The sequence below is a fragment of the Gordonia sp. i37 genome, assembly GCF_002043085.1.
Lineage (GTDB): Bacteria > Actinomycetota > Actinomycetes > Mycobacteriales > Mycobacteriaceae > Gordonia > Gordonia polyisoprenivorans.
Map to the genome: position 1 here is coordinate 1 of NZ_MVPX01000251.1, position 26,995 is coordinate 26,995.

At 68.0% G+C, this 26,995-nt stretch carries 25 protein-coding genes and 2 riboswitches; of the genes, 13 read left to right on the forward strand and 12 right to left on the reverse strand.

Going from position 1 to position 26,995, the window contains the following annotated elements; translation table 11 throughout:
- Both B1964_RS11630 and B1964_RS11635 read right to left on the reverse strand, forming a co-directional pair.
- The coding region (locus B1964_RS11630; RefSeq protein WP_079929844.1) for an aldolase/citrate lyase family protein at positions 1–959 on the reverse strand (959 nt) is incomplete at its 3' end.
- Entirely contained in the window at positions 956–1,390 is a 435-nt protein-coding gene (locus tag B1964_RS11635; RefSeq protein ID WP_006368062.1) for a PaaI family thioesterase, read from the reverse strand. The genes B1964_RS11630 and B1964_RS11635, both read right to left, overlap by 4 nt.
- 303 nt (positions 1,391–1,693) lie before the next feature.
- Between B1964_RS11635 and B1964_RS11640 the strand changes: the two genes are divergently transcribed.
- The 9 genes from B1964_RS11640 to B1964_RS11680 all read left to right on the forward strand — a co-directional run bounded on the left by B1964_RS11640 (position 1,694) and on the right by B1964_RS11680 (position 13,143).
- Positions 1,694–2,092, forward strand: a complete 399-nt coding sequence (locus tag B1964_RS11640; protein ID WP_006368063.1) for a BlaI/MecI/CopY family transcriptional regulator — start codon at positions 1,694–1,696, stop codon at positions 2,090–2,092.
- Between the two features lie 47 nt (positions 2,093–2,139).
- Entirely contained in the window at positions 2,140–3,093 is a 954-nt protein-coding gene (locus B1964_RS11645) for a M56 family metallopeptidase (RefSeq protein ID WP_006368064.1), read from the forward strand.
- 75 nt (positions 3,094–3,168) lie between these two features.
- Positions 3,169–4,626 carry an NADP-dependent phosphogluconate dehydrogenase gene (gene gndA / locus B1964_RS11650; RefSeq protein WP_079929845.1) on the forward strand — a complete coding sequence of 486 codons (1,458 nt, stop codon included), beginning with the start codon at positions 3,169–3,171 and terminating at the stop codon, positions 4,624–4,626.
- 50 nt (positions 4,627–4,676) lie between these two features.
- The gene (locus B1964_RS11655; protein ID WP_079929846.1) at positions 4,677–6,110 is read left to right on the forward strand and encodes a GuaB1 family IMP dehydrogenase-related protein; all 1,434 of its coding nucleotides are present in this window, start codon (positions 4,677–4,679) and stop codon (positions 6,108–6,110) included.
- Positions 6,111–6,117: 7 nt separating this feature from the next.
- A complete protein-coding gene (locus tag B1964_RS11660; protein ID WP_079929847.1) occupies positions 6,118–7,566 on the forward strand; it encodes a hemolysin family protein in 1,449 nt (482 codons plus the stop codon).
- The gene (locus tag B1964_RS11665; protein ID WP_020171154.1) at positions 7,563–8,639 is read left to right on the forward strand and encodes a hemolysin family protein; all 1,077 of its coding nucleotides are present in this window, start codon (positions 7,563–7,565) and stop codon (positions 8,637–8,639) included. The genes B1964_RS11660 and B1964_RS11665 overlap by 4 nt, the downstream gene beginning before the upstream one ends.
- Position 8,640: 1 nt before the next feature.
- Positions 8,641–9,582 (forward strand): 3-methyladenine DNA glycosylase, encoded by a 942-nt coding sequence (locus tag B1964_RS11670; RefSeq protein ID WP_079929848.1) that lies wholly within the window; start codon positions 8,641–8,643, stop codon positions 9,580–9,582.
- A 98-nt stretch (positions 9,583–9,680) separates the two neighbouring features.
- Positions 9,681–11,870, forward strand: a complete 2,190-nt coding sequence (locus B1964_RS11675) for a malate synthase G (RefSeq protein WP_079929849.1) — start codon at positions 9,681–9,683, stop codon at positions 11,868–11,870.
- An 82-nt stretch (positions 11,871–11,952) separates the two neighbouring features.
- Positions 11,953–13,143, forward strand: a complete 1,191-nt coding sequence (locus B1964_RS11680) for a hypothetical protein (protein WP_079929850.1) — start codon at positions 11,953–11,955, stop codon at positions 13,141–13,143.
- A 34-nt stretch (positions 13,144–13,177) separates the two neighbouring features.
- Here B1964_RS11680 and gcvP read toward each other — a convergent pair whose 3' ends face one another.
- The 8 genes from gcvP to secA2 all read right to left on the reverse strand — a co-directional run bounded on the left by gcvP (position 13,178) and on the right by secA2 (position 23,006).
- Positions 13,178–16,099 carry an aminomethyl-transferring glycine dehydrogenase gene (gene gcvP, locus B1964_RS11685; protein ID WP_020171150.1) on the reverse strand — a complete coding sequence of 974 codons (2,922 nt, stop codon included), beginning with the start codon at positions 16,097–16,099 and terminating at the stop codon, positions 13,178–13,180.
- A gap of 40 nt (positions 16,100–16,139) precedes the next feature.
- Positions 16,140–16,272: riboswitch (glycine riboswitch) on the reverse strand.
- Positions 16,273–16,388: riboswitch (glycine riboswitch) on the reverse strand.
- 56 nt (positions 16,389–16,444) lie between these two features.
- Positions 16,445–17,047: a MerR family transcriptional regulator gene (locus tag B1964_RS11690; protein WP_043457717.1), complete on the reverse strand. Its 603-nt coding sequence runs from the start codon at positions 17,045–17,047 to the stop codon at positions 16,445–16,447.
- A 303-nt stretch (positions 17,048–17,350) separates the two neighbouring features.
- A complete protein-coding gene (locus B1964_RS11695) occupies positions 17,351–17,851 on the reverse strand; it encodes a bifunctional nuclease family protein (protein WP_079929861.1) in 501 nt (166 codons plus the stop codon).
- Positions 17,852–17,992: 141 nt separating this feature from the next.
- Positions 17,993–18,679, reverse strand: a complete 687-nt coding sequence (locus B1964_RS11700) for a MerR family transcriptional regulator (protein WP_079929851.1) — start codon at positions 18,677–18,679, stop codon at positions 17,993–17,995.
- Between the two features lie 43 nt (positions 18,680–18,722).
- A complete protein-coding gene (gene garA / locus B1964_RS11705) occupies positions 18,723–19,172 on the reverse strand; it encodes a glycogen accumulation regulator GarA (RefSeq protein WP_035727025.1) in 450 nt (149 codons plus the stop codon).
- 324 nt (positions 19,173–19,496) lie between these two features.
- Positions 19,497–19,901: a glycine cleavage system protein GcvH gene (gene gcvH / locus B1964_RS11710; RefSeq protein ID WP_006368077.1), complete on the reverse strand. Its 405-nt coding sequence runs from the start codon at positions 19,899–19,901 to the stop codon at positions 19,497–19,499.
- Positions 19,902–19,929: 28 nt separating this feature from the next.
- Positions 19,930–20,574 (reverse strand): CDP-alcohol phosphatidyltransferase family protein, encoded by a 645-nt coding sequence (locus tag B1964_RS11715; protein ID WP_079929852.1) that lies wholly within the window; start codon positions 20,572–20,574, stop codon positions 19,930–19,932.
- Positions 20,571–23,006, reverse strand: coding sequence for an accessory Sec system translocase SecA2 (secA2, locus tag B1964_RS11720; protein WP_079929862.1), 2,436 nt, complete (start codon positions 23,004–23,006; stop codon positions 20,571–20,573). The genes B1964_RS11715 and secA2 overlap by 4 nt, the downstream gene beginning before the upstream one ends.
- Positions 23,007–23,171: 165 nt before the next feature.
- Between secA2 and B1964_RS11725 the strand changes: the two genes are divergently transcribed.
- The 4 genes from B1964_RS11725 to B1964_RS11740 all read left to right on the forward strand — a co-directional run bounded on the left by B1964_RS11725 (position 23,172) and on the right by B1964_RS11740 (position 26,016).
- The gene (locus tag B1964_RS11725) at positions 23,172–23,690 is read left to right on the forward strand and encodes an META domain-containing protein (RefSeq protein WP_253193965.1); all 519 of its coding nucleotides are present in this window, start codon (positions 23,172–23,174) and stop codon (positions 23,688–23,690) included.
- A gap of 50 nt (positions 23,691–23,740) precedes the next feature.
- Entirely contained in the window at positions 23,741–24,733 is a 993-nt protein-coding gene (locus B1964_RS11730) for a malate dehydrogenase (RefSeq protein ID WP_006368081.1), read from the forward strand.
- Between the two features lie 57 nt (positions 24,734–24,790).
- Positions 24,791–25,621 carry a polyphosphate kinase 2 gene (gene ppk2, locus B1964_RS11735; protein WP_079929853.1) on the forward strand — a complete coding sequence of 277 codons (831 nt, stop codon included), beginning with the start codon at positions 24,791–24,793 and terminating at the stop codon, positions 25,619–25,621.
- A 95-nt stretch (positions 25,622–25,716) separates the two neighbouring features.
- Positions 25,717–26,016: a DUF503 domain-containing protein gene (locus B1964_RS11740; protein ID WP_026920090.1), complete on the forward strand. Its 300-nt coding sequence runs from the start codon at positions 25,717–25,719 to the stop codon at positions 26,014–26,016.
- A gap of 21 nt (positions 26,017–26,037) precedes the next feature.
- Here the strand turns inward: B1964_RS11740 and mug are convergent, their stop codons facing one another.
- Both mug and B1964_RS11750 read right to left on the reverse strand, forming a co-directional pair.
- Entirely contained in the window at positions 26,038–26,616 is a 579-nt protein-coding gene (gene mug, locus B1964_RS11745) for a G/U mismatch-specific DNA glycosylase (protein ID WP_079929854.1), read from the reverse strand.
- Between the two features lie 18 nt (positions 26,617–26,634).
- The gene (locus tag B1964_RS11750) at positions 26,635–26,985 is read right to left on the reverse strand and encodes a VOC family protein (RefSeq protein WP_079929855.1); all 351 of its coding nucleotides are present in this window, start codon (positions 26,983–26,985) and stop codon (positions 26,635–26,637) included.
- Positions 26,986–26,995 lie beyond the last annotated feature (10 nt).

Genomic DNA, 26,995 nt, shown 5'->3' on the forward strand with positions numbered 1-26,995 from the left:
CCGCGTTCCAACGACCGCGTGACCAGCCGGTGATGGCGACGCACTGCCGCGTCGATCTGTTCGGGCTCCCCGGTGGGCATCACCTGGGTGGACCCATCGCTGATCCACACCCCGGTCTGCGCGGCGGCCACCTGCATGACGGCCTTGGCATGGTCGGCGGCGGGATGCTCGAGTGACTGCTGCGCCGAGACGATCCCGCACGCCGCGCTGTAGTCGTAGGTGCCGTAGTGCAGTCCCCAGATGCGCCGGCCACCGCGATGGATGGCCTGCGCCAGGGTGGCGCGCCCGTCGGGGCCGAGCACGGCCTGCGGGATCTCGATCTGCAGCTCCACCCGCACGGTGGCCTCGGTGAGTCCGTGCGCGCGCTCGAACTCCTCGCAGAGGACCGTGATCGCGTCGACCTGCCGGACGTCGCGCAGTTTGGGCACGGTGACGACGAAGCCCGGGGGCACTCCCCCCGCCCCATCGAGAACGAGTTCGAGAGTGCGGATGCCGCGGGCCCGTTCGTGCGCACCGAGGCCCTTGGCCCGCACACCCGCCGACCGCGGGGCGTGCGGACGATCGGCGACCCAGCGGGCCAGGGTCTGCCCGGCGCGACGGGCGTCGGCGTCTTCGCGCTCGTCACCGCGCCAGCCGTAGCCGTCCTCGAGGTCGATGCGCAGATCCTCGATCGGATTGGTCGCCAATCGGGTCCGCACGATCTCGCGCACCTCATCACCGGCGAGCTCGGCCACCGCCGACGCGCTCGACTCCAGCTCGAGCGCGGCCGTTCCCCACCGGCGCGGGGTGTCGACGTCGACGTCGGCGGCACTGACGTACACGGTGTGCACCGGTTGGGGTTCCGCACGATCCCCGGGAAACCACCGACCGAGATCGGCGTCCACCGGTGCCAGCAACTCCTCGATCCGCGCACGGGCCTCGTCGGTGATGCCGCGCTCTCCGGCCGTGCCGTCGGTCATCGTGGCAACGTGCCTTCGGGAACCTCGATGTTCTGCAGCCGCACCTGGCTGCGACTGACCATCCGGTCCTGGTCGTCGAAGATCTCCACCGCCCACAGCTGCTGTCGCCGCCCGCGGTGAATGGGACTGGTACGTGCGGTGATCGTGCCCGTACTGATCGAGCGGAGGAAGTCGGTGTTGTTGTTCACGCCGACCGCGGTGCCACCGATACCGGTCTCCTGCAACCAGTAGAAGCCGCTCATGCTGGCCGCACTCTCGGCCACGGCGCAGTAGACGCCGCCGTGCACGATCCCGAAGGGCTGATGGTGCTTGGGGCCGAGTTCGAGAGTGGCGATCAGCCCGTCGATCGTCACCGACTCGATGACCGTGCCCAACTCGCTGTCGAGCCCGCGCCACCCGGTCGACTTCACGTACTCCTCGTTGCTCGTCATGACGACAAGAGTGTCATGTCGGATGGAATCGGGGTGAGTCGAAAACACCCCCGAGGAACCGGTAGGCCCCACATCTCGTTGGAGATGTGGGGCCTACCGTGGCGTGGACCGGGGGTCTCTGCAGCCCTCAGGACTCTCGCGCGGTCCAACGGTTACTTAATGTAGGCTAGCCTTACCACGCTGTCAAGCACGGTGGGCGACACCGGGTGAAGATCCAGGTCACACGCCATAACCACACACAGCGCCACCGACACGGTCGCGCTCTACGAGTCGGATGCGGCATCGAGGAGAATCGGCAGTAAAATGCGAAAGATGAACGGATTGGGAGACCTCGAGCGGGCAGTCATGGACACGCTGTGGGCCACTCCCACCCCACAGACGGTCCGACAGGTCCACGAATCACTCTCGGAGAACAGGTCACTGGCCTACACGACGGTGATGACGGTCCTACAGCGCCTGGCCAAGAAGAATCTGGTCACCCAGATCCGTGAGGACCGCGCCCACAAGTACGTGCCGACACATCCGCGCGAAGACCTGGTCGCCTCGCTGATGGTGGACGCCCTGAGCGAAGCCGACGCCCCTGGTTCCCGCCACGCGGCGCTGGTCTCGTTCGTCGGTCGGGTCGGAGCCGACGAGGCCGCCGCCCTGCGCCACGCGCTCGATGAGCTCGAAGCCGCCCGTGCGCCGCACGAAACCGGCTAGATTCACCTGACACAGCCCGCACAGCCCAACCGCGAGGACAGCCAACGATGACCGCCCTTCTCTTCGGCATCCTGACGTTGCTGTTGGTCGGTCCCGTTCCGGAGGCCCTGTCCCGCGCCGCGTGGCCGATTCGCGCGCCACGCGCGGCGATGACGCTGTGGCAGGCGATAGCCCTGGCCGCGGTGCTCTCGGCGTTCAGTTGCGGACTCGCGATCGCGGCGAATCTCCTCGCCCCCGGTGCCGACGGCACCCCGACCACCCACCCGCTGCACGAGATCGAACGTCTCGGCATCCCGCTGTGGTCGATCTACATCTCGGTCTTCGCCCTCACCCTGCTGATCGGCGCGCGGTTGTTGTTCACCGTGATCCGCGTCGGGGTGCGCACCCGCGCCCGCCGGGCCAACCACCGCCAACTGATCGACATCCTCGACGCCTGCGATCGCTCGGATCACACCCATCCGCTGTTCGCACGTGACATCCGCATGCTCGACGTGAGCGAACCGCTCGCGTATTGCCTGCCCGGCCTGCGTCAACGTGTCGTGCTCTCCGAAGGTGTGGTGTCCCGACTGACCCGCGACGAACTGATCGCGGTCATCGCGCACGAACGCGCCCACCTGCGCGCACGGCACGATCTGGTGCTCGAGGCGTTCATCGCACTCCACGAGGCATTCCCACGGTTCGTCCGCAGCAGTTCGGCCCTCGACGCGGTGAAGCTGCTCGTCGAGGCCCTCGCCGACGACCAGGCCGTCCGCGCCACCGCGCCGACCACCCTTGGTCGTGCGCTCGTCGCCTGCGCCGACGCGGTCGCCCCGCGCGGAGCGATGGCCGTCGGCGGCCCCACCACCCTCGCCCGGGTCAACCGTCTCTGTCACGACCGGCCCACCCCCCTGCTCGCGCTGGCCGCCTATGCCACCGCCGTGGCGATCCTCGTGGTACCCACCCTCGCGGTGGCCATCCCCTGGCTGACCGAGATCAGTCGGCTCCTCACGGCCCATCACTGACCGACGACATCGGCATCGGCCGGCACGGGTCACCCGACAACGCGCACCGGACCCGATAACCCATAGGCTGGGGACATGACCAACTCCGCCTCGTCTTCTCCTGCCACCAAGGCCCAGATCGGTGTCACCGGCCTGGCCGTGATGGGCTCGAACATCGCCCGCAACTTCGCCCGCCACGGGTACACCGTCGCCCTGCACAACCGCAGCATCGCCAAGACCGACGCGCTGATCCGCGACCACGGCAGCGAGGGTGCATTCATCCGCACCGAGAGCATCGCCGAGTTCATCGATGCACTCGAGAAGCCTCGACGCGTGCTGATCATGGTCAAGGCCGGCGACGCCACCGACGCGGTCATCAACGAACTCGCCGACGCCATGGAGACCGGCGACATCATCATCGACGGCGGCAACTCGCTCTATACCGACACCATCCGCCGCGAGAAGGCGATGGCCGAACGCGGACTGCACTTCGTCGGCGCCGGGATCTCCGGCGGCGAGGAGGGCGCGCTCAACGGACCGTCGATCATGCCCGGAGGCCCGGCCGAGTCCTACAAGTCACTGGGCCCGCTGCTGGAGTCGATCTCCGCCCACGTCGACGGCGAACCGTGCTGTACCCACATCGGCCCCGACGGCAGCGGACACTTCGTCAAGATGGTGCACAACGGCATCGAGTACGCCGACATGCAACTCATCGGCGAGGCCTACGACCTGATGCGCCGCGTCCTGGGCATGCCCGTCGCCGACATCGCCGAGGTCTTCGACGGCTGGAACTCCGGCGACCTCGAGAGCTATCTGGTCGAGATCACCGCGCAGGTACTCGCCCAGGTCGACGCCACCACCGGCACGCCACTCGTCGACGTCATCGTCGACGCCGCCGGGCAGAAGGGCACCGGTCGCTGGACGGTCAAATCGGCACTCGATCTCGGAATCCCGACCACCGGCATCGCCGAAGCCGTGTTCGCCCGCGCCCTCTCCAGCGCCACCGATCAGCGTGCCGCCGCACAAGGACTCGCCGGCGGCACCCCCGGCGCCGCCCCCACCGACACCGCGGCGTTCATCGACGACATCCGCGCCGCGCTCTACGCCTCCAAGGTGGTCGCCTACGCCCAGGGCTTCGACCAGATCGCGGCGGGCAGCAAGGAATACGGCTGGAACGTCGATCCGGGTGCACTGGCCACCATCTGGCGCGGCGGATGCATCATCCGCGCCCAGTTCCTCAACCGCATCCGCGAGGCCTACGCCGAGAACCCGGACCTGCCGAGCCTGCTGCTCGCCCCGTACTTCCGCGAGGCCGTCGAATCCGGTGTCGACGCCTGGCGCCGCGTGGTGGCCACCGCGGCGACCGTCGGGGTCCCGGTCCCGGCCTTCGCCTCGTCACTGTCCTACTACGACGCGCTGCGCAGCGAACGCCTACCCGCCGCGCTGACCCAGGGCCTGCGCGACTACTTCGGCGCGCACACCTACCAGCGCACCGACAAGCCCGGCACCTTCCACACCCTGTGGGGCGGCGACCGCAGCGAAGTCGAGCAGTAGCCCGACCGACCCACACACCCCGAGCACAGAAAGGGACGTCGAGCGCAGCGATGCAATTCCTGTCCGGACACCACCTCACCCATGACCTGACCTACGACGACGTGTTCGTCGTACCGAACCGCTCGGATGTGACCTCGCGGTTCGACGTGGACCTGGGCACCCACGACGGGTCGGGAACGACCATCCCGGTGGTGGCGGCCAACATGACCGCTGTCTCGGGCAAGCGGATGGCCGAGACGTTGGCGCGTCGCGGTGGGCTCGCGGTGTTGCCCCAGGATCTACCGCTGGCGGCGGCCGCACGGTCGATTGCCTTCGTGAAATCACGCGACCTGGTGGCCGACACCCCGGTGACGCTGACCCGCGGGGATTCGGTGTCCGACGCGCTGGCCCTGCTGCACAAGCGAGCGCACGGGGCCGCGGTGGTCGTCGAGAACGACGTGCCGGTGGGACTGGTGACCGAGTCCGCGTGTACCGACGTCGATCGCTTCACCCGGGTCTCCGACGTCGCGGCGCCGGTGATCGTCACCCTGCCGGTACACACGCCGCCCCGAGAGGTGTTCGACGCGCTCACCGATCTCCGGCAGGAACTCGCGGTGCTGACTCATTCCGACGGCACGCTCGCCGGTGTGCTCACCCGCGTCGGGGCGCTGCGTCACGGTGTGTATCACCCCAATGTCGATTCCGACGGCCGGTTGCGGATCGCGGCCGCGGTCGGGATCAACGGCGATGTCGCAGCGAAGGCGTCCGATCTGGTCGAGGCAGGCGCCGACCTCGTGGTCATCGACACCGCCCACGGCCATCAGGAACGCATGATCGCCGCGGTGTCGGCGGTCGCGGCGGTCGGCCTCGGGGTACCGATCGTCGCCGGCAACGTGGTGTCCGCGCAGGGCACCATCGATCTGATCACCGCGGGCGCCGACATCGTCAAGGTGGGTGTGGGGCCGGGTGCGATGTGCACGACGCGGATGATGACCGGCGTGGGGCGTCCGCAGTTCTCCGCGGTCGCCGACTGCGCGGCCGCCGCCCGAGAGCACGGCGGGCACGTCTGGGCCGACGGCGGGGTGCGGCATCCGCGCGACGTCGCACTCGCGGTGGCCGCCGGGGCGTCCAATGTGATGATCGGCTCGTGGTTCGCCGGAACCTACGAATCGCCGGGCGATCTGCATCAGGATGCACGCGGCGCGTACAAGGTCAGTTTCGGCATGGCCTCCAAGCGTGCGGTGGCGGCCCGCTCCGCCGACGACAACGCCTACGACCGAGCCCGCAAGAGCCTCTTCGAGGAGGGCATCTCCTCGTCGCGCATTCCCGTCGACCCCGACCGGCCCAGCGTCGAGGACCTCCTCGACCACATCTGTTCCGGGGTGCGCAGTACCGCCACCTACACCGGCGCAAGGACCCTCACCGAGCTGCACGACCGGGTGATCCTCGGCGTCCAGTCGGCGGCCGGATTCGCCGAGGGACGCCCGTTGCCGGGCGGGTGGTGAGCGCCTGGTGCAGATCGTCCTCTACGTCGCCGGCCTGGTCGGCTTCGTCGCGCTCACCCTGGGCACGGCCCTGTTCGTCGCCGCGGAATTCTCGCTCACCGCACTCGAGCGCTCGGCCATCGACTCCGACGTCACCAACCGTGGTGATCGCCGCGCACGGATGGTGCAGCGCGCCCACCGCACACTGTCGTTCCAGCTCTCCGGAGCCCAACTCGGCATCACCATCACCACACTGGTCACCGGTTACATCGCCGAACCCGTTCTGGCGCAACTGATCACACCCGGACTCAAGGCGCTGGGACTCGGCTCCGGCGCGGCCGGGGGCATCTCCCTGGCACTGTCGTTGCTCATCGCGACGTCGTTGTCGATGGTGCTCGGCGAGCTGGTGCCGAAGAATCTCGCCATCGCCCACCCGTTGTCGGTGGCCCGCGCAACGGCCGGACCGATGACCATCTTCTCGGCGATGTTCCGCTACGTCATCAACGGCCTCAACGGCTCGGCCAACTGGGTGGTCCGCCGCCTCGGTATCGAGCCGGCCGAAGAGCTCCGCTCCGGGCGTTCGCCGCAGGAGTTGGCGTCGCTGGTGCGCAACTCGGCGCGGCAGGGCTCCATCGACGAGGACACCGCGACCCTGGTGAACCGTTCACTGCGATTCGGCGAACTCACCGCCGAGGATCTGATGACCCCCCGCGTCACGGTGGAATGCCTCGACCGTGATGCCAGCGTGCGTGACCTTGTCATCGCCTGCTCGGCCACCGGACATTCCCGGTTTCCCGTCGTCGACGACGGCGACCTCGACGATCTCATCGGCGTCGTGCACATCAAACAGGCCTTCACCGTCGCCCCCGACGAGCAGTCGACGACCACGGTCGCCGCCCTGGCCCGTCCCGTCGGCCGGGTACCGGTGACGCTGGACGGCGACGCGCTCATGGAGCGCATCAGCGCCGACGGCATGGAGATGTGCGTGGTCATCGACGAGTACGGCGGGACCGCGGGCATCGTGACGACCGAGGACCTCATCGAGGAGATCCTCGGCGACGTCACCGACGAGCACGACGACGAACACCCCGACGTCCAGGCCGACGGGGAGGGTTATCTCTGCGCGGGTCTGCTGCGGGTCGACGAGCTGTACGAGGCCACCGGATATCGGGCGCCGGACGGCTCCTACGACACCCTCGGCGGTCTGGTCATGTTCGTCCTCGGACGCATCCCGCAGGCCGGCGACTCGGTCGAGCTGCCACTGCGGACTCCGGTGATCGATCCCGACCCAGATGACGACGACGAGTCCGACGACGCCGACGGTGAGCTCAGCGACCAACGATGGCGTGCGACGGTGACCGAGATGGACGGCAGGCGGGTCGACGTCGTGTCGCTGCAGCCGATCTCCGACGATCCGGCCCCGGACTCGTTGGCGGCTCGTTTCCACTGGAACTCCGACGCGGCGGGTGAGCGATGAACGACATCGGCGCCGTGGTGCTGGCGGTGGTGTTGCTGGCCGGCAACGCCTTCTTCGTCGGCGCGGAATTCTCGCTCATCTCCGCGCGACGCGACCGACTCGAGGCGCTCGCCGAGGACGGCAAGGCCCGGGCCCGCACCGTGATCCGGGCGGGCGAGCACCTGTCCTTGATGCTGGCCGGAGCGCAGCTGGGCATCACGGTCTGCTCGATCCTGCTCGGACGTGTCGCCGAACCCGCGGTGGCGCATCTCATCGAGGGACCCCTGGACCTGGTGCACATTCCCGAGCAGGTGGTGCATCCGATCGCCTTCGCGATCGCCCTCGCACTGGTGGTGGTGTTGCACATCCTGCTCGGCGAGATGGTGCCCAAGAACATCGCGCTGGCCGGACCGGAGACCTCGGCGATGCTGCTGGTACCCGTGCATCTGGCGTTCATCAAGATCGCGCGGCCATTCATCAGCGTCTACAACTGGCTGGCGAACATCACGTTGCGTGCGATGCGGGTGGAACCCAAGGACGAGCTGGATTCGTCGGTGTCACCGGTCGAGCTCGCCCAGATGCTCGGCGAGTCCCGCGAGGAGGGACTCATCGACGCCGAGGAGCACGACCGACTCGATCGCGCGCTGCGGTCGGTGAGCCGGACCGTGGCCGAGGTGATGATCCCGCTGGACCGGATGCGCAGCGTAGACGTCGAGCGCGACCCGCAGACCGGCGGCAGCGGCCCCACCCTCGGCGCGGTGGAGCGTGCGGTCAGCGCCACCGGGTTCTCCCGATTCCCGGTCCGTGGCCCGGACGGCACCTACACCGGCTATCTGCACCTGAAGGACATCCTCGACGACATTCTCGACGAACGAATCGGCCCCGACACCGTCATCGGTGTCGACAAGGTCCGTCCGCTGCCGGTGATCGCCGCCGACACCCCGCTCGACGAGGCCACCGGCGTCCTGCGGCGGACCAGCTCGCATCTGGGTGCGGTCGTCGACGACACCGGCCGGACGGTCGGGATCGTCGCCCTGGCCGACCTCGTCGAGGAGTTCGTCGGGACGGTCCGCGACGAGACCCATCGGATCTGACGTGATCGGCGAGACCCTCGCTCCCGCACAGCGGCACGCGCAGCGCGATGCCCACGCGCGACGTGTCGAGGAGCTGATCGGTCCGTACCTGCGTGAGCGTCGGCGCGGTGGCCGTCATCCGGTGCTCGACTTCCTGTTCACCTATTACTCGTCGCGTCCCTCCCATGTGCGGCGGTGGCATCCCGGGTACGGGGTCGTCCTGCGCATCGACGACACCGCCCACGATCAGGCCTGGGCTCGGGAGGTCGGCACGCTGCGCGGCTATCACCGCACGTCGGCGGGCATCGCCGTCGATCCGGCCTACCTGCGCCGTCGCCTCGATGCCGTGCGGTCCGCACGGGACCTGCTCACCCGGACCGCTGCCAGGCCTGCGCGCCTCGGGTGCTTCGGGCTGCACGAGTGGGCAATGGTGTACCGCACCACCGACACCCGGCACGCTGCGCCCCTGCGGCTCGGCGCCGCGGGCACCGATGCGGTGGTCGAGGCCATGCCGTTGCGCTGCACCCACTTCGACGCGTTCCGGTTCTTCACCGACCCCGCCCGCCCCCGCAACGAACGGCCCCTGGGCCCCGATGACCGGCTCGCCACCGACCAACCGGGCTGTCTGCACGTGTCGATGGACCTCTATCGCACCTGCTTCACCCTGGCCCCGCTGCTCGATTCGGCGCTGACGCTGGACGCCTTCGAGCTCGCCCGCGACGCCCGGGAGATCGACATGCGCGCGAGTCCCTACGATCTGCGGTCGCTCGGGTACGAGCCGATCGCGGTGGAGACCGCGGCCGGACGCGCGCACTACGTCCGCGAGCAGACCGCACTCACCCGCCGCGCCGCCGCGGTCCGGACGCGGATCGTCGCGGCGATCGACGCGCTGCCCGGCGTCGACGAACCGCCCTGCGCAGAGCCGACCGGGCCCGCCGGCGATGATTCCCGGCGAGTAACATAGGTGGCCGCACACCGCAGAACCACGACTTTCACACCCCGTCCGAGCACCTCGGTGCCGTGGGGGTGAGTGCTGTGGGGACCACACGAAGGAAGGCGCACATGTCTGACCGGATCACCGTCAACGGCTTGCAGGTCTCTCGAGTCCTCTACGACTTCGTCAACGATGAGGCGTTGCCGGGCACCGGTGTGGACGCCGACACCTTCTGGTCCGGAGCCGCCGAGATCGTCGCCGACCTCGCACCGAAGAACAAGGCGCTGCTCGCCGTCCGCGACGATCTGCAGGCCAAGATCGACACCTGGCACCGCGACCATCAGGGCGCCGACTTCTCCGACGCCACCACCTTCGGTGAGTACAAGGATTTCCTCACCGAGATCGGCTACCTCGTGCCGGTGCCCGACGACTTCCAGATCAGCACCACCGGCGTCGATCGCGAGATCAGCGAGACCGCAGGCCCACAGCTGGTGGTGCCGGTCCTCAACGCCCGCTTCGCGCTCAATGCCTCCAACGCCCGCTGGGGTTCGCTGTACGACGCCCTCTACGGCACCGACGTCATCCCGGAGACCGACGGCGCGGAGAAGGGCAAGTCCTACAACAAGGTTCGCGGCGACAAGGTCATCGCGTACGCAAAGGACTTCCTGGACAAGGCAGTTCCGCTCGAACAATGCAGCTACACCGACGTGACCGCGTTCACCGTCGACAACGGCGCGCTGTCGGTGACCCTGGCCGACGGATCGACGGCCACCCTCGCCGACCCGTCGGCGTTCGCCGGTTATCGCGGACAGGCCTCCTCGCCGTCGTCGATCCTGTTGCGCCACAACGGCCTCTACCTCGACATCGAGATCGACCCGAACTCCCCCATCGGCTCCACCGACCCGGCGGGCATCAAGGACGTGGTCATGGAGTCGGCGATCACCACGATCATGGACTTCGAGGACTCCGTCGCCGCGGTCGACGCCGACGACAAGGTGCTCGGCTACCGCAACTGGCTCGGCCTGAACAAGGGCGACCTGGCCGAAGAGGTGACCAAGGGCGGCAAGAGCTTCACCCGCCGCCTCAATCCCAACCGCGAGTACACCGGACCCGACGGGACCGGCTTCGACCTGCACGGCCGCTCGCTGCTGTTCGTCCGCAACGTCGGTCACCTGATGACCAACCCCGCGATCCTCGACGCCGACGGCAACGAGGTCCCCGAGGGCATCCTCGACGCCCTGGTCACCTCGCTGGCCGCCATCCACGGACTGTCCACCCAATCGGGTGTGCAGAACTCCCGGACCGGGTCCATCTACATCGTCAAGCCGAAGATGCACGGGCCCGACGAGGTCGCCTTCACCGTCGAGTTGTTCGGTCGCGTCGAGCAGGTCCTCGGCCTGCCGGAGAACACCCTCAAGGTCGGCATCATGGACGAGGAGCGCCGCACCACGGTGAACCTCAAGGCCGCGATCAAGGCCGCCGAGAAGCGGGTGGTGTTCATCAACACCGGCTTCCTCGACCGCACCGGCGACGAGATCCACACCTCGATGGAGGCCGGCGCCATGATCCGCAAGGGCGAGATGAAGAAGCAGAAGTGGATTCTCGCCTACGAGGACTTCAACGTCGACACCGGTTTGGCCGCCGGCCTGCAGCACAAGGCGCAGATCGGCAAGGGCATGTGGGCGATGACCGATCTGATGGCCGACATGGTCGAGCAGAAGATCGGCCAGCCCAAGGCCGGCGCGACGACCGCGTGGGTGCCCTCACCGACGGCGGCGACGCTGCACGCCATGCACTACCACCTCGTCGACGTCTTCGAGCGCCAGGATGAGATCGCCAAGCGGGATCCGGCCTCGGTCGATGACATCCTCACCATCCCGCTCGCCCCGAGGACCGATTGGTCCGACGAGGAGAAGCGCGAGGAGCTCGACAACAACTGCCAGTCCATCCTCGGCTACGTGGTGCGTTGGATCGACCACGGTGTCGGCTGCTCCAAGGTCCCCGACATCCACGACATCGCTCTGATGGAAGACCGTGCGACGCTGCGCATCTCGAGTCAGCTCCTCGCCAACTGGATCCGGCACGGCATCGTGACCGCCGACGACGTGGTCGACGCGCTCAAGCGGATGGCCCCGGTGGTCGACCGCCAGAACGAGGGCGACCCGGATTACCGGCCGATGGCCCCGTACTTCGACAGCAACATCGCCTGGCAGGCCGCCAAGGAGCTGATCCTGGAGGGCACCACCCAGCCCAGTGGCTACACCGAGCCGATCCTGCATCGCCGCCGCCGCGAGTACAAAGCGGCTGCTCAGGGCTGATTCGGCGCTGCGTGAGGTTTCCGACCGGCCCTGATATGCCATAGGGTGTGCCCGGGCCGGTCGGACAACGGAGGACCAACGGGTGGCACACCATCGCGTCGACGATGACAAGAACAGGTTGCGGCATCGCGGGGTGAGCCGCGGCCTGGTCATGGTTCTGCTGTCGGCGATCCTGATCGCCGCGTGTGTGGTGGTGTGGTTCCGCATCGGTGATCACGTCGACCGCGAGGCCGACGCCGCGGCCGCACAATGCGTCGACGGCCCGGCCACGGTAACCGTCCTCGCCGACCCCGACATCGCGCCGGGACTCGAGGCCATCGCGCAGGCCTATTCGGCGACCAATCCGGTGGTACGCGACCACTGTGTCCGCATCGCGGTCGCCGCCCGCGACGCCAAGATCACTCTCGACGGTCTGACCGGCAGCTGGGACACCGCATCGATGGGTCCGTATCCAGCCGCGTGGGTACCACAGTCGTCGGTGTGGGCCGCCCAGCTCACGACCGCCAAACCCGATCTCGTGGACGGCGATCCCGATTCGCTGGTCACCTCGCCGGTGGTGCTCGTGACCGCTCCGGAACTCGGGGCCAAGCTCACCGGCCAACTCGACTGGGGACAGCTCCCGACGCTGCAGAGTCGCGACGACAGTCTCGACGACCTCGGGCTGCGCGGCTGGGGGTCGTTGCGCATGTCGATGCCGCGTGAGGGCCAATCGGATCCGAGTGTCCTCGCCGCGCAGGCGGTGGCGATGCGGGTGACCCACAGTGTCGGCACCCTGACCGCTGCCGACGCCGCCTCGACGCGGGTGTCCTCGAGCATCGACGCACTCACCCGGACCGCTCCGCGGTCCCCCGACGGCTCGCCGGCGGGAGCGGCGACTGCGATTGCCACGGCCACGGACCCGGCGAGTGCACCCATTCATGCCGTGCCGATCACCGAACAGCGGCTGTATCAGCTGACCAAGGACGACGCCAAGGCCCGGCTCGCCGAGGTGATCCCCGACGGGCCGACCCCGATCGCCGACTTCCCCGTCCTGCACCTCAAGGGTGATCAGGTACCGCAGTTCGCCGGCGCCGCGATCTCCGAATTCCTCGGCTACGCCGAGAAACCCGAACACCTGCGGGCGCTGACCGGCCTCGGCTTCCGCGGCGACGCCCCGCTACCGCCGAAGACCGCGACGGTCGCCTTCCCGATGACCGACGATCCGATGCCCAATCCGGAGGATCAGGCCATCGTCACGATCAACAAGCTCGTGTACGGCACCAACGCGGGCTGACGGCCGCCCGGGTCGTCCTCAGCCACCGGTATCACTAGGCGAACGCCGCCACCGGCGGGCAACTGCACACGAGGTTGCGGTCGCCGAAGGCCCCGTCGATGCGCCGCACCGCCGGCCACACCTTGGCTCGCGCGCCCGCGGACGGCAGGCCCTGCGGGTACACGGCCACCTCCCGGGAGTACGGATGGTCCCACTCGCCGACGAGGCACTCGGCGGTATGCGGCGCTCCGCGTAGCGGGTTGTCCTCTGCGGGCCACGTGCCCGCGGCCACGGCGTCGATCTCGGCGCGGATTGCGATCATCGCGTCGCAGAACGCATCGAGTTCGTCGAGGTTCTCGCTCTCGGTCGGCTCGACCATCAGCGTCCCGGCCACCGGGAAACTCATCGTCGGCGCGTGGAAGCCGTAGTCGGCCAATCGTTTTGCCACATCGTCGACGGTGACACCGGTCTCCTTGGTCAGCGGACGCAGATCCAGGATCGCCTCGTGGGCCACCCAGCCGCCGACCTCACCGGTGTCCCCGGCACCGGCCTCGTGGCCGGTGTAGAGCACCGGGTAGTGATCGGCGAGCCGACGCGCGATGTAGTTCGCCGAGGCGATGGCGGTCAGCGTCGCCCGACGTAGACCGGCCGCCCCCATCATCGCGATGTAGGCGTAGGTGATCGGCAGGATCGACGCCGATCCGTAGGGCGCGGCGGCGATCGTCGGACCGTCCGGCAGCTCCGGCGCGAGCGGGTGGCCAGGCAGGAATGCCGCGAGATGACTACGCACCGCGACCGGGCCAACCCCGGGTCCGCCGCCGCCGTGCGGGATGCAGAACGTCTTGTGCAGGTTCAGATGACTCACGTCGCCGCCGAAGCGTCCCGGACGGGCAACGCCGACGAGCGCGTTCAGGTTCGCGCCGTCGACATACACCTGACCGCCGGCGTCGTGGACGGCCGCGCAGATGTCGGCGATGTCGTGTTCGAACACCCCGTGGGTGGAGGGATAGGTGATCATGATCGCGGCCAGACGCGTGCCGTGTTCGGCGATCTTGGCACGCAGATCCTCGACGTCGACGTCACCGTTGGTGCGGCAGGCCACCACGACCACCCGCATCCCGGCCATGACCGCCGAGGCCGCATTGGTGCCATGCGCACTCGACGGGATCAGGCACACGTCGCGGTCGGTGTCGCCGCGGCTGTGGTGGTAGCCGCGGATCGCCAGCAGGCCCGCGTACTCTCCCTGTGAACCCGCGTTGGGCTGCAGGCTCACCCGGTCGTAGCCGGTGATGGCCACCAGCCACGATTCCAGGGTCGCGATCAGCTCGCGGATGCCCGCACTGTCCTCGGCCGGGGCGAACGGGTGCAGTCCGGCGAAGCCCGGCCAGGTGATGGGTTCCATCTCCGCGGTGGCGTTGAGCTTCATCGTGCACGAGCCGAGCGGAATCATGCTGCGATCGAGCGCGATGTCCTTGTCGGACAGGGCTCGTAGGTATCGCAGCATCGACGTCTCGGTGCGGTGGCGGTGGAATGCCGGGTGCGTGAGGTAGTCACTCGTGCGTGTCGCGATCGGTTGTGCGAACTGCCTCGGGCGTACACCGGCGGAATCGAAGACACCGAGCACGGCGCGTACGTCGTCGTCGGTGGTGGTCTCGTCGCAGGCGATGCGCACGGTGTCGGCGTCTGCGCGCCACAGCGCGATTCCGGCCTGTCGGGCCGTGGCGACGATCCGGTCGGCACCGCCGGGGATCCGGACCGCGACGGTGTCGAAGAAGGTTGCGTGCTCGACGGCGAAGCCGGCGGCGGTGAGCGCGTCGGCGATCCGCGCGGCCCGTTCGTGCACCCGAATCGCGATGGCGCGCAACCCTTCCGGACCGTGATAGCCGGCATACATCGCCGCGATGATGGCGAGCAGGACCTGTGCGGTGCAGATGTTGCTGGTTGCCTTCTCGCGGCGGATGTGTTGTTCGCGCGTCTGCAGCGACAGCCGGTAGGCGAGGTTGTCATCGGCGTCCTTGGACACCCCGACGAGTCGTCCGGGCATCTGCCGGGTGTGGGCGGTACGCACCGCGAGGTATCCCGCGTGTGGGCCGCCGAAGCCCATCGGCACACCGAACCGCTGGGTGGTGCCGAAGGCGACGTCGGCGCCCAGCTCACCGGGCGGGGTGATGAGGGTCAGGGCCAACAGGTCGGCGCCCACCGCGACGAGTGCGCCGGCCCCATGAGCGGCCTCGATGATCGGCGCGGCGTCGATGATGCGGCCGGAGGCACCCGGCACCTGCAGCACGACGCCGAAGTAGTCGTCGGCGGGCAGACCGTACCCGGGGAGTTCGGGATGCAGTGCCGCCTCGACGACCTCGATCCCCAACGGCTCGGCACGGGACTCGATGACGGCGCGGGTCTGCGGGTAGAGATCGGCGTCGACGACCAGCCGCGCCGACTTCGACTTGCCCGCCCGGCGCATGAGCGTCATCGCCTCCGCCGCCGCGGTCGCCTCGTCGAGCATCGACGCATTCGCGACCTCGAGGCCGGTGAGGTCGGAGACCATGGTCTGGAAGTTGAGCAGTGCCTCGAGGCGCCCCTGGCTGATCTCGGGCTGATAGGGCGTGTAGGCGGTGTACCAGGCCGGGTTCTCCAGCACGTTGCGGCGGACCACCGGCGGGGTCAGCGTGTCGTAATAGCCCAGCCCGATCATCGAGCGGCAGACCGTGTTGCGGGCGGCGAGTTCGGCGAGTGTGGCAAGCACCTGGTGTTCGGTGGCCGGCGGAGGAAGGGCGTCGAGGCCGTTGTCGTCGGGCGAATCGGCGATCACCGCGGGCACCACGCGCGCGGCGAGTTCGTCGAGACCCGACACGCCGATGGTGGCCAGGATGTGCGCGGTCTCCGCGTTGTCGGGGCCCACGTGACGGTCGACGAAGGCCGGCGGGACGGGCAACCGGGATTCCACGGGCGACTGGGATTCGGACAGACGGGTCATGACGGGACCTCTCACGGGATCCGGACACCGGATCGTTCGGTCCTCCCCCTCTGTCATGCCGCGGATCGCAGATCCGGCCGGCGCCTGAGAGATTCGGCCGTACGCGGCGTCACCGACGCGTCTGGCCTTTCACCGTGGGCGGACGAGTGGCTCGTCACTTTCCAGAGACGCCGTCGTCCATCACGGTCCGGGTGCCTGAGAGTTTGACGGAGAGGTATTGCTCCTTCGGCGGTCACCGCGTGACCTCGTATCCGAGGCGTGGACGGCGACGCTCTCCCGTGATGCAGCGGCGCCCGCCCAGTCTACCGTCGAGTAACCCGCCGGGTGCAGCGCGCCACGAGGTGGCTATCCGGTGCGGCGCGTGCGGCTCTTGCGACGTGCGGCGAGCTCGTCCTCCGGAGCGGTCTCGGTGACGCCGCCGTCGGCCCGTTCACCGGGGAAGTCGGAGATGGTGCCGGTGAGTTCGCGCATGGCTCCGCTCACCGCGATCCCGAAGACGCCCTGACCACCCTGGAGCAGGTCGACGACTTCTTCGGCAGAGGTGCACTCGTAGACCGTCGTCCCGTCCGAGAACAGGGTGATCCGCGCGAGGTCCTCGACCCCCCGCTGACGCAGATGGTCGACCGCGACACGGATGTTCTGCAGCGAGATCCCGGTGTCGAGCAGACGTTTGACGATCTTGAGGACCAGGACGTCCTTGAACGAGTAGAGCCGTTGACTGCCGGACCCGGCGGCACCGCGAATCGACGGGACGACCAGCGAGGTCCGTGCCCAGTAGTCGAGCTGACGGTAGGTGATGCCGGCGATCTGGCAGGCGCTCGGGCCGCGGTAGCCGATCAGCTCGTCGGGCACCGTGTCATTGGGGAACAGGCCGGGAGCGATGTCCTCCAGGCTTCCCTGCGTCGCCGTTCGCGGCGCGCCACGATCCCCACTCGCACCGTTGTCCATCGGCTGATCGCCCACTGCAGACTCCTCGCCACACCTTGAGAACCGGTCGGACGGGCATGCACTTAGTCGGCCACCCTCGGTGGTCTACTGTACGCGCCCGCGCGCCGATCGATGTCCTGCTCGCCACGGATGTCCTGCGGCGATCCGGCACTGACGCTATGCCTGCCGACGACTCCGAATCAACGCGACGCGCCAGGAGGCTCAACCTCTACTTGAGATGGAGGCAGACGGAGACCAGACGGTTGCCGATCCGTGATGTGTCGCTCCCGCCGATGGCGAAACCGACCGATCGCCTCACGCGGATCAGGCGCCGCCGCTCGCCTTGAAGTCGTCGGGTGAGACGTTGTCGAGGAACTCCTTGAACTTCTCGACCTCGTCGTCCTTCTCGTTCGGCGCCTCGTCGGTGTCCTCGTCCGGGATGAGCAGACCCGCCTCGGCGAGGACCTCCTCGTCGGCGATGATCGGGACGTCGGCACGCATGGCGACCGCGATCGAATCCGAGGGGCGCGCCGATACCCGGAGGTCGTTGGCGAAGACCATCTCGGCGTAGAAGGTGCCCTCTTGCATGTCGACGATGCGTACCTCGACGAGGGTCTGCCCGAACTCCTCGATGAGGTTCACGATCAGATCATGGGTCAATGGCCTCGGCGGCTCGACCCCCTTCTGCCGCAGCGCGATCGACGCGGCTTCACTCTGCCCGATCCAGATCGGTAGATACCGTGCGCCGTCGACCTCACGCAGCAACAACACGGGCTGACTCTGTGGCGGCTCGACGCGGATACCGACCACGCGCATTTCGCTCATGTCATGCACCTCCACCCGATGACGACGGAACCGATTCTCTCGTGACCCGATGGGTCCTTCTCGACGCTACACCGCACCGCCGCCACACGAAGGTCGAGTCGGTCCGACCGGACGATCGGGCCGGGCGTCAGAACGCCGACGTCAGTCCAAGACGTCCCGCACGGCCGCCTTGACCAGCTGGGTGTGCAGGGTGACCGAGAGGGCCGCGATCTCGCGCACCAACTCCTCGGCGCGATCGCGGGCACCGGTGCCCTTGCCCTTGGCGATCGGGCTGGCGATCTGGGCGACCAGCCCGGCCTCACGGTCGGCGGAGACCTTGAACGCGCGCAGGTGTCGTGTCTCGACGCCGTAGCTCGCCAGTGCCGCAGCGGCTTCCACCAATCGCACCGCGTCCTCGTCGAAGAACCCGGCGGGGCCGGGCGTCAGCACGCCACTGCGTTGGAGTTCGGTCACGAACGCCGAGTCCACACCCGTGCGTTCGATCAACGACTCCCGTGACACCCGGTCTGCGCGCGAACCGAAGTCGGTGGCCGGCGCCACCGCCGAGCGAGCCGACGACAGCAACCGCGTGCCGTTGCCGGTGGACCCGTCGTTGCCGTGATCGATCGAGTCGAGTTGCTCCTTGATGACCTTCAGCGGCAGATAGCGATCACGCTGCGCGGTCAGCACGAAGCGCAGCCGATCGCAGTCCGCCTGGCTGAATCTGCGATAGCCCGACGGCGCACGCTCCGGACTGATCAATCCCTCGGACTCGAGGAATCGGATCTTGGAGATGGTGACGTCGGGAAAGTCCTCACGCAGCAGTGCGAGGACCGACCCTATGGACATCGGTCCGTCGCCGCGCTGCCCTGCTGGGGAGGCCGGCACGTGCCTAGGAAGCGGAACCGTCGCGCGGGCCGCTCAGGAATACGAGCCGGAACTTGCCGATCTGGACCTCGTCGCCGTTACTCAGCGTCGCGGTGTCGACCGGTTCGCGGTTGACGTAGGTGCCGTTGAGGCTGCCCACGTCGACGACCTGGAACTCGGCGTCGGACAGCCGGAACTCGGCGTGCCGGCGGCTCACGGTGACGTCGTCGAGGAAGATGTCGCTGTCGGGGTGGCGGCCCGCGGACGTGGTCGCCTGGTCGAGCAGGAACCGGGATCCGGCGTTCGGACCACGCTTGACGACAAGCAGCGCCGTGCCGGGTGAGAGTCGCTCGACCCCGGTGTCGGCGGGCTCACTCGAGGTGCCGGCCGAGTCGAGTTCGTTGATGAACTCCTCGCGGAAGACCGACGTGGTCTCCACGGGCGCCTCGAAGTCCTTGTCGTTATCGCTCACTATCTCTCCTTCGTCGTCCGAAGTGCGCTGTTGTCGATCGCGGCGCCGTCGAGGCGCTCGGCCGCGTCCGAAGCGGGTCGGGGAACCGGGTACCCGACGCACCCGGGGCGTCGGTTCGGTCGCACCTGTCGGCGCCCGAATCCAACCTACCGTTTCGCGCCGACCCCGACCCATCAGACCCGGCAGACACCGATTGATCATAGCCGCCCGGATCCGCCGACCACGACCGTTGGGGAGCGTTTCGGCGTTACGCCACCACGTATCCGGTGGATCCGGCCGGCTGCCGTCCCTCGGGGCGAGACCGACGCGATGCCGCCGTGTCGCCGCTCAGCCGTCGATGACCTGCCGGTATCCGTCGGCGTCGAGCAGGTCGCCCAGTTGTGCGTCGAGTTCGCCGGATTCCTCGACCGCGATCTCCACGAGCCAACCGGCTTCGTAGGGTTCGGAATTGACCAGATCCGGCGTCGACTCGAGTTCGTCGTTGACGGCCGCGATCGTCCCGTTGAGGGGCCCGAAGATGTCGGAGACACTCTTGGTCGACTCGACCTCGGCAAACGACTCGCCGGCCTCCACGTCCGACCCGACGTCGGGCAACTGCACGAAGACGACGTCACCGAGCTGCTCCTGGGCGAAGTCGGTGATCCCGATCCGGACTGTCGTGGGCGAGACCCGACGGACCCATTCATGCTCGGGCGTATAGGTCAACTCGGCCGGCACGTTGGTTTCGGTCACTGTGCCCCCTTTCTGTTCGTTCGAGACTTTAACCCGCTGCGGCCGAGGAGACGCGGTCGAGTCGCGGCATCATGCGCATCACCATGATCGTCTGGGCCCAATAGAGCACGAACGACCACAGATACATTCCGACGCCCCAGATCAGGAAGGCCCATCCGATCGGATAGCAGATGGTGCCGATCACCGAATCAAGTTGTCCGGCAAGCAGCCACGGGAAGGCGCTCATCAGGGCGAAGGTCGCGGCCTTGCCGACGTAGAGCACCGGCAGCGCCACCAGCCCGCGCGAACGCAGCAGCGGTGCGCTCGCGAACAACAGCACGTCCCGGGCGATGATGACGCCGATCAACCACCACGGCACGAAGTCGCGCAGCCCGAAACAGATCGGGATGACCACGATGTAGAGGCGATCGGCGGCGGGGTCGAGCAGCTCGCCGAGTCGTGACGACTGGTCGAGCAGCCGGGCGAGTTTCCCGTCGAGCCAGTCGGTGACCCCGGAGACGAACAGCACGACGAACGCCGACCCGTCGGCCTTCTCGACGATCACCAGCCAGATGAAGACCGGGATGAGGACCAGCCGCAAGACGCTGAGCGCGTTGGGCACGGTGAGGACGCGGTCGACGCCGGGCGCCGCTGCCGTCACCGGGCCGTCGTCGTCTCCCCCCGATCCGGTCACCGGAAGATACCGATGATTCCCTGCAGGGTCTTGGCGCCGCCGGACGCGAACAGGTTGTCGTGAACCATGTAGGTCCACGTCATCGTCGACCGGTGCAGGTCCGCGGCTCCCAGGTCCACCCCGTCCGGGGTGATCACCGCCTCGCGGAAGGTCTTGCGCGACTTGTCGATCGCCCGTGTCGGCAGCTCGGAGAACTCGGCCAGGATGAGCCGGTGGAACTCGTCGAGCGGACTCTCCCGCCCGATCGCACGCAGGTGGATGCTCGCCCGGACGTCGGAGACGAAGGCCAGGTGATCGGCCCATTCGCGATCGAGGTGGTAGAGCATGATCTCGCGGGCCGCCTGCTCGAGCACGTCGTCGGCGAGCGGCTCGACGGGGATCCACCGCGACTTCTCCTCGGTCGCACTGTCCTCGGTGGCGGCCCCTGCAGTCTCCTCGACCTCCGCCGCCTTCTCATCCACCCCGGCCTTCTCATCCGCCCCGGCCGCACCCTCTGCCTTGGCGGTTCCGGTGAGTTCGGCGTACCGCTCCGGTTCGAGATCACGGAGTTCCTTGAGCGCGGTGTCGGTGGTCAACACCTCCATCCGGCGTTTGACCACGATCTCGCGTTGCTGATTCACCAGCTGGTTGTAACGCCAGGTGTTGGCGTGCAATTCGAGCATCACGCCCTCGGCCACCCGTTGGGCCTGCTCGATGAGGTCGATTCCCTTCGATCCCATCGACCCGTCCTCGGACTGCGCGACGGGATCACGCTTGAACGAGAGATTCTTGGTGACGACGGGATCCTCGAGGCTGCTGAAGAAGACCGACATCCCCGGGTCACCCTGACGGCCGGCGCGGCCACGCAGCTGGTTGTCGAGACGTTCGGTGTCGTGCCGCCCGGTGCCGACCACGCACAGTCCGCCGAGTTCGATGATCTCCTCGCGAGCCGTCTCGTCGTCGGACGATCCGCCCAATCGGATGTCGGTGCCGCGTCCGGCCATCTGCGTCGACACCGTGACGGCGTCCTTGGTGCCCGCCTCGGCGATGATCTTGGCCTCTTCGGCATCGTTCTTCGCGTTGAGGACCACGCATCCCACGCCGGCCTTCTCCAGGAAGTACGCGAGTTCTTCGGACTCGGCGACGTCGTGGGTGCCGATGAGGACCGGCTGACCGGTCTCGTGCACCTCGTTGACGTAGGCGACGACCGCCTCCACCTTGTTGGCCTTGGTGTCGTAGACGCGGTCGGGCAGATCCTTGCGGATGTTGGGGGTGTTCGGTGGGATCTGCGAGACCCGAAGGTCGTAGAACTGTCGGAACTGCTCACCGGCGGCCAACGCGGTACCGGTCATGCCGCACACCTTCGGGTAGCGGCCGATCAATGCCTGCACGGTGATGGTGTCGATGACCTCGCCGGAGTCGGTCTGGGCGAGGCCCTCCTTGATCTCCACGGCCGCCTGCATGCCGTCGGGCCACCGCTGCAGCTGGGCCACCCGACCGCGGGAGGCGTTGATCAGGTGCACTCCGCCGTCGCGCACGATGTAGTGGACATCGCGCTCGAGTAGGTGGTGGGCGTGCATGGCGACGTTGACGTGGACCAGGGTCGTGCCGACGTGCTCTTCGGCGTAGAGGTCGATGCCGCCGAGTTCCTCCTCGACGAAGGCCGCACCCTCGTCGGTGAGCGAGACGTTGCGTCCCTCGACGTCGATCTCGTAGTGCTTGTTCTTCATCCGCGCGACCACGTCGTGGATGGCCTGATCGGGTACCTCGACATCAGCGGTTCCGGCGAGGACGAGCGGGATGAGCGCCTCGTCGACGAGGACCGAGTCCGCCTCGTCGATGATCGCGACGTCGGGGGTCGGCGAGACGAGTTCGTCGGCATGGATCGCGAGCTGATCGCGCAGCACGTCGAAGCCGATCTCGTTCACCGAGCCATAGGTGACGTCGCCGTCGTAGGCCTGCTTGCGCTCGGCACGACTCGAGTTCTCCGACACCGCATGCACGGTGATGCCGAAGGCCGCGAACAGCGGAGCCATCCACTCCGCGTCACGGGTCGCGAGGTAGTCGTTCACCGAGATGACATGGACGCGATGGCCTTCCAGGACATATCCGACCGCAGCGATAGCGCCTGCGAGCGTCTTGCCCTCACCGGTACCCATCTCGATGACGTCGCCGTCGAGCAGGCGCAGCGCACCCTGCAGCTGGACATCGAACGGCCGCAGACCCAGCGACCGGTCGGCGGCCTCGCGGGCGAGGGCGAGGAACTTCGCGCGATCTCCCCCATCGGCGCCGATGTCGAGCTTTTCCGCCTCGGCGCGGAAGTCCGCGTCGTCGAGGTCGGCGGCCCAGTCGGTGTGTGCCTTGGCATCCTTGAGCAGGCTCAGCGACTTGGATTGGTTCCGCGAACTCTGTGCCCCCAGCAAACGCCACATGCTGTTCGTCAGCTTTCCCACCGAGCGTTCTCCTACCAGTTGTCCCGGATCGAATCGCCGTCCACGGTACGCGGCCGCTGCCACCGCTGTGACGCCCACCGTGGCACGGTGGATCCATCATGCCGATCGCCGTCGGCCAGATGCCGAGAACGGCAGGCGGAGAACACGTCGACTACGGTTGCCCTCGTGGTCTTCCCATGGTCACGACACAGCACCGTCTCCGGCACCGTCGCCATGTCGGCGATCCTCGCTGTCGTGGCTGCCGCGGTGGCGATCACCGTTCTGCGCGATCCGGATACGGCCTCGGGCGACCCATCCGTGCCGCAGGCCCTGCCCGCGAGCTCGTCGTTCACCTCGGTCTCGGTGTCGGGCGCGGCGATCCCCGTCGGCGGACCACTGGTGATCGCCTTCGGCGACGCCGGGCGGATCTCGATGACCGCCGGCTGCAATCGGCACATGGGCGGCGCGGCGCTGCACACCGGTTCCGCACACGGCACCGAACCGATCACCAGGCTTCAGGTCGGCGCACTGGCATCGACGATGATGGCGTGTCCGCCGCCGCGCGCGGGCGCCGACGCCTGGCTGGCGCATTTCACCGGCCAACCGCTGGTCTGGCACCTCGACGCCGCTGCCCTGACGTTGACCGCACCCGCCACCGCCGACACCCCGGAGACCGTGGTCGTCCTGGCCCGAGATCACCCCTGAGAACCGCGCAGCACCGAACCACCGACAACCCCTCGCAGACAGGACCCACCATGCCCGATGTCAGTCCCGCCGTCGTGACCGTGACCGGAGCCGCCGGCAGTATCGGTTACGCCTCACTGTTCCGCATCGCCGCCGGCGCGATGCTCGGGCACGATCGCCCGGTCCGTCTACGGCTGCTGGAGTTGCCTGCCGCGGTCACCGCCGCCGAGGGCACGGCCATGGAACTCGAGGACGGCGCATTTCCGCTGCTGGAGTCGATCGACATCTTCGACGACGCCCGCAAAGCGTTCGACGGTGCCCGGTTCGGGCTTCTCATCGGCGCCCGGCCCCGGACCAAGGGGATGGAGCGCGCCGAACTACTCGCCGCCAATTCGGCTATCTTCGCCGAGCAGGGTCGGATCATCAATGATGTGGCGGCACAGGACATCCGGGTGATCGTGGTCGGCAATCCGGCCAACACGAACGCGGCGATCGCCGCTGCCAACGCCCCCGACGTCCCCGCCGAGAGATTCACCGCGCTGACCCGACTGGACCACAACCGTGCGATCGCCCAGCTCGCCCGGCGTACCGGGACCCCGGTCGGCCGGATCAGTCGCGTCACCATCTGGGGCAACCACTCGGCAAGCCAATACCCCGACATCTTCCACGCGCGGGTCGGCGACACCCCCGGCGCCGAGATCGCCGCCGACGAGCGCTGGCTCGTCGAGGATTTCATCCCGACCGTCGCCACCCGGGGCACCGCCATCATCGAGGCGCGCGGGGCGTCGTCGGCCGCCTCGGCGGCCAACGCGACCATCGATCACGTCCACGACTGGGTGCTGGGTACCGCCGGGGACGACTGGACGTCGGTCGCGATGCCGTCGACCGGCGCGTACGGCATTCGCGAAGGACTCGTCAGCTCGGTTCCCGCGCGGGCGGTCGGCGGTCGCTGGGAAGTCGTCGAGGGCCTCGACATCAACGACTTCTCCCGAGCCCGGATCGATGCCTCCGTCGCCGAACTCGAGGGTGAACTCGACGCCGTGGCCAAACTCTCGCCTGCGTGAGGACCACCTCCGCCGTGTCGGGCGCATGGGAGCCGTGCGCGGCCTAAGCTCTTCCGCATGGCAAAGAAGGGCAAGCCGGACAAGGTCAAGATCTCCAACTCGGTGTACGAGGCGGAGCTGTTCCGGTTGCAGACCGAACTGGTGAAACTGCAGGAGTGGGTGCGCGAATCCGGCGCTCGGGTCGTCGTCATCTTCGAGGGGCGCGACGCCGCGGGCAAGGGCGGCACCATCAAGCGGGTGACCGAATATCTGAGTCCGCGGGTCGCGCGGGTCGCCGCACTGCCCGCCCCCACCGATCGTGAACGGGGACAGTGGTATTACCAGCGCTACGTCGCGCACCTGCCCGCCCCGGGCGAGATCGTGTTGTTCGACCGGTCCTGGTACAACCGTGCCGGCGTCGAGAAGGTGATGGGGTTCTGCACCCCCGAGGAGCACACGCGTTTCCTGCGTCAGACACCGATCTTCGAGCAGATGCTCATCGACGACGGAATCCTGTTGCGCAAGTACTGGTTCTCGGTCTCCGACGACGAGCAACTCCGCAGGTTCCGAGCACGGATGAACGACCCTGTGCGGCAATGGAAGTTGAGCCCCATGGATCTCGAGTCGGTCTACCGGTGGGAGGACTACTCCCGCGCCAAGGACGAGATGATGGTGCACACGGACACCTCGATCTGCCCGTGGTACGTCGTCGAATCCGACATCAAGAAGCACGCTCGCCTCAACATGATCTCGCATCTGCTCTCGACCATCGAGTATCACGAAGTCCCGAGTCCGAAGGTCAACCTGCCCAAGCATCCCATCGAGACCGGCAACTACCACCGGCCCCCGCGATCGTTGTCGAAATACGTCCCCGACCACGTGGCCACCCTGCTCGGCTCGCCGGAATGATTCCTGTGCGCGCCCTGGTGATCTCCCGCACGTGCGCACCCCGACGTTCCCCCACGCGGTGCGTCCGTGCAGACGGGGCGTAGTATCACCCGACGATGTGGATCGGTTTCGCAGAGTTCGATTACCTGCTCGGTGATGTTCATTCCCTCAAGCAGAAGCGGTCGGTGATCCGACCGATCATCGCCGAGATGAAGTCGCGGTTCGCCGTCGCCGTCTCCGAGGTGGATCACCGGGAGGTGCACCGGCGCACGGGGATCGGGGTTGCCGTCGTGTCCCCGGACCGGGCGCACGCGGTGGAGATTCTCGATGCGGTGGAACGCTATGCCGCCGCACGCCCCGACGTACAGTTGCTCTCCGCCCGGATTCGCGTGCTGCAGTCGGGCGACATCGAGTGACGCCGCGACGACCGCAGGGTCTCAGGCGTCGGTGACGACCCCGGCGGCCACGGCAACCTCTCGATAGGCCCGAGCCAGCGAGTCCACGGTCTCGTGGGCATTGAGCCCGCTGGGGTTGGGTACCACCCACAGCTGCGCCCCAGCCCAGTCCGGGGCGTCGGGCTGTCGCCCGGGCGTTGCGGCGCGCTGCCCGAATGCGGTGCGGTAGGCCGTGATTCCGAGGATCGCCACCGCCCGCGGAGCGACCCGGGCAACGGTCGAGCGCAATCGTTGCCCGCCCGAGCGCAATTCGTCGGCGGAGAGATCGGCGGCCGCTGCGGTGGCCCGTTCCACCACGTTCGTGATACCGACTCCCGCGTTCAGGAGAGCCGCGCGATCGGCCTCGCTCATGCCCGACGACGCATCGATCACGTGGTCGGTGATCCCGGCGCGGTGCAGCGCCGGATAGAAGCGGTTACCCGGGCGGGCGAAATGTGCGCCGGTGGCCGCGCTCCAGAGCCCGGGGTTGATCCCCACGAACAGCAGTCGACAGCCGGGACCGAGGAGGTCGTCGATCCGCTCGTCGCGGTGGGAGAGCAATTGCGCCTTGGTGAAACCCATCGATGCAGATGCGTGCGATCAGTGGCCCGAGGCGACGCAGAACTGATTGCCGTCGGGATCGGCCAGGGTGATCCATGCAAACCCATCGATCTCGTGTTCACCGATGCGTGTGGCACCGGCATCGACGAGTCGTTGTGCTTGAGCAGTTCGGTCGTCGGCGGTGAGATCGAGGTGCACTCGGTTCTTGCCCGGCGTCGGATCCTCCACCTTCTGGAAACCCAAGGTCGGTGCGCCCTCGCCGAGGGAGACCATCACGAAGTAGCCCTCGTTCTCGGCGACGACGGTGCCGCCCATCGCGTCGGCCCACCACCGGCCGAGTCGTACCGGGTCCGGCGAATCGATGGTGATCATGCCGATGGCGAGGCTCATGTCTCGACCG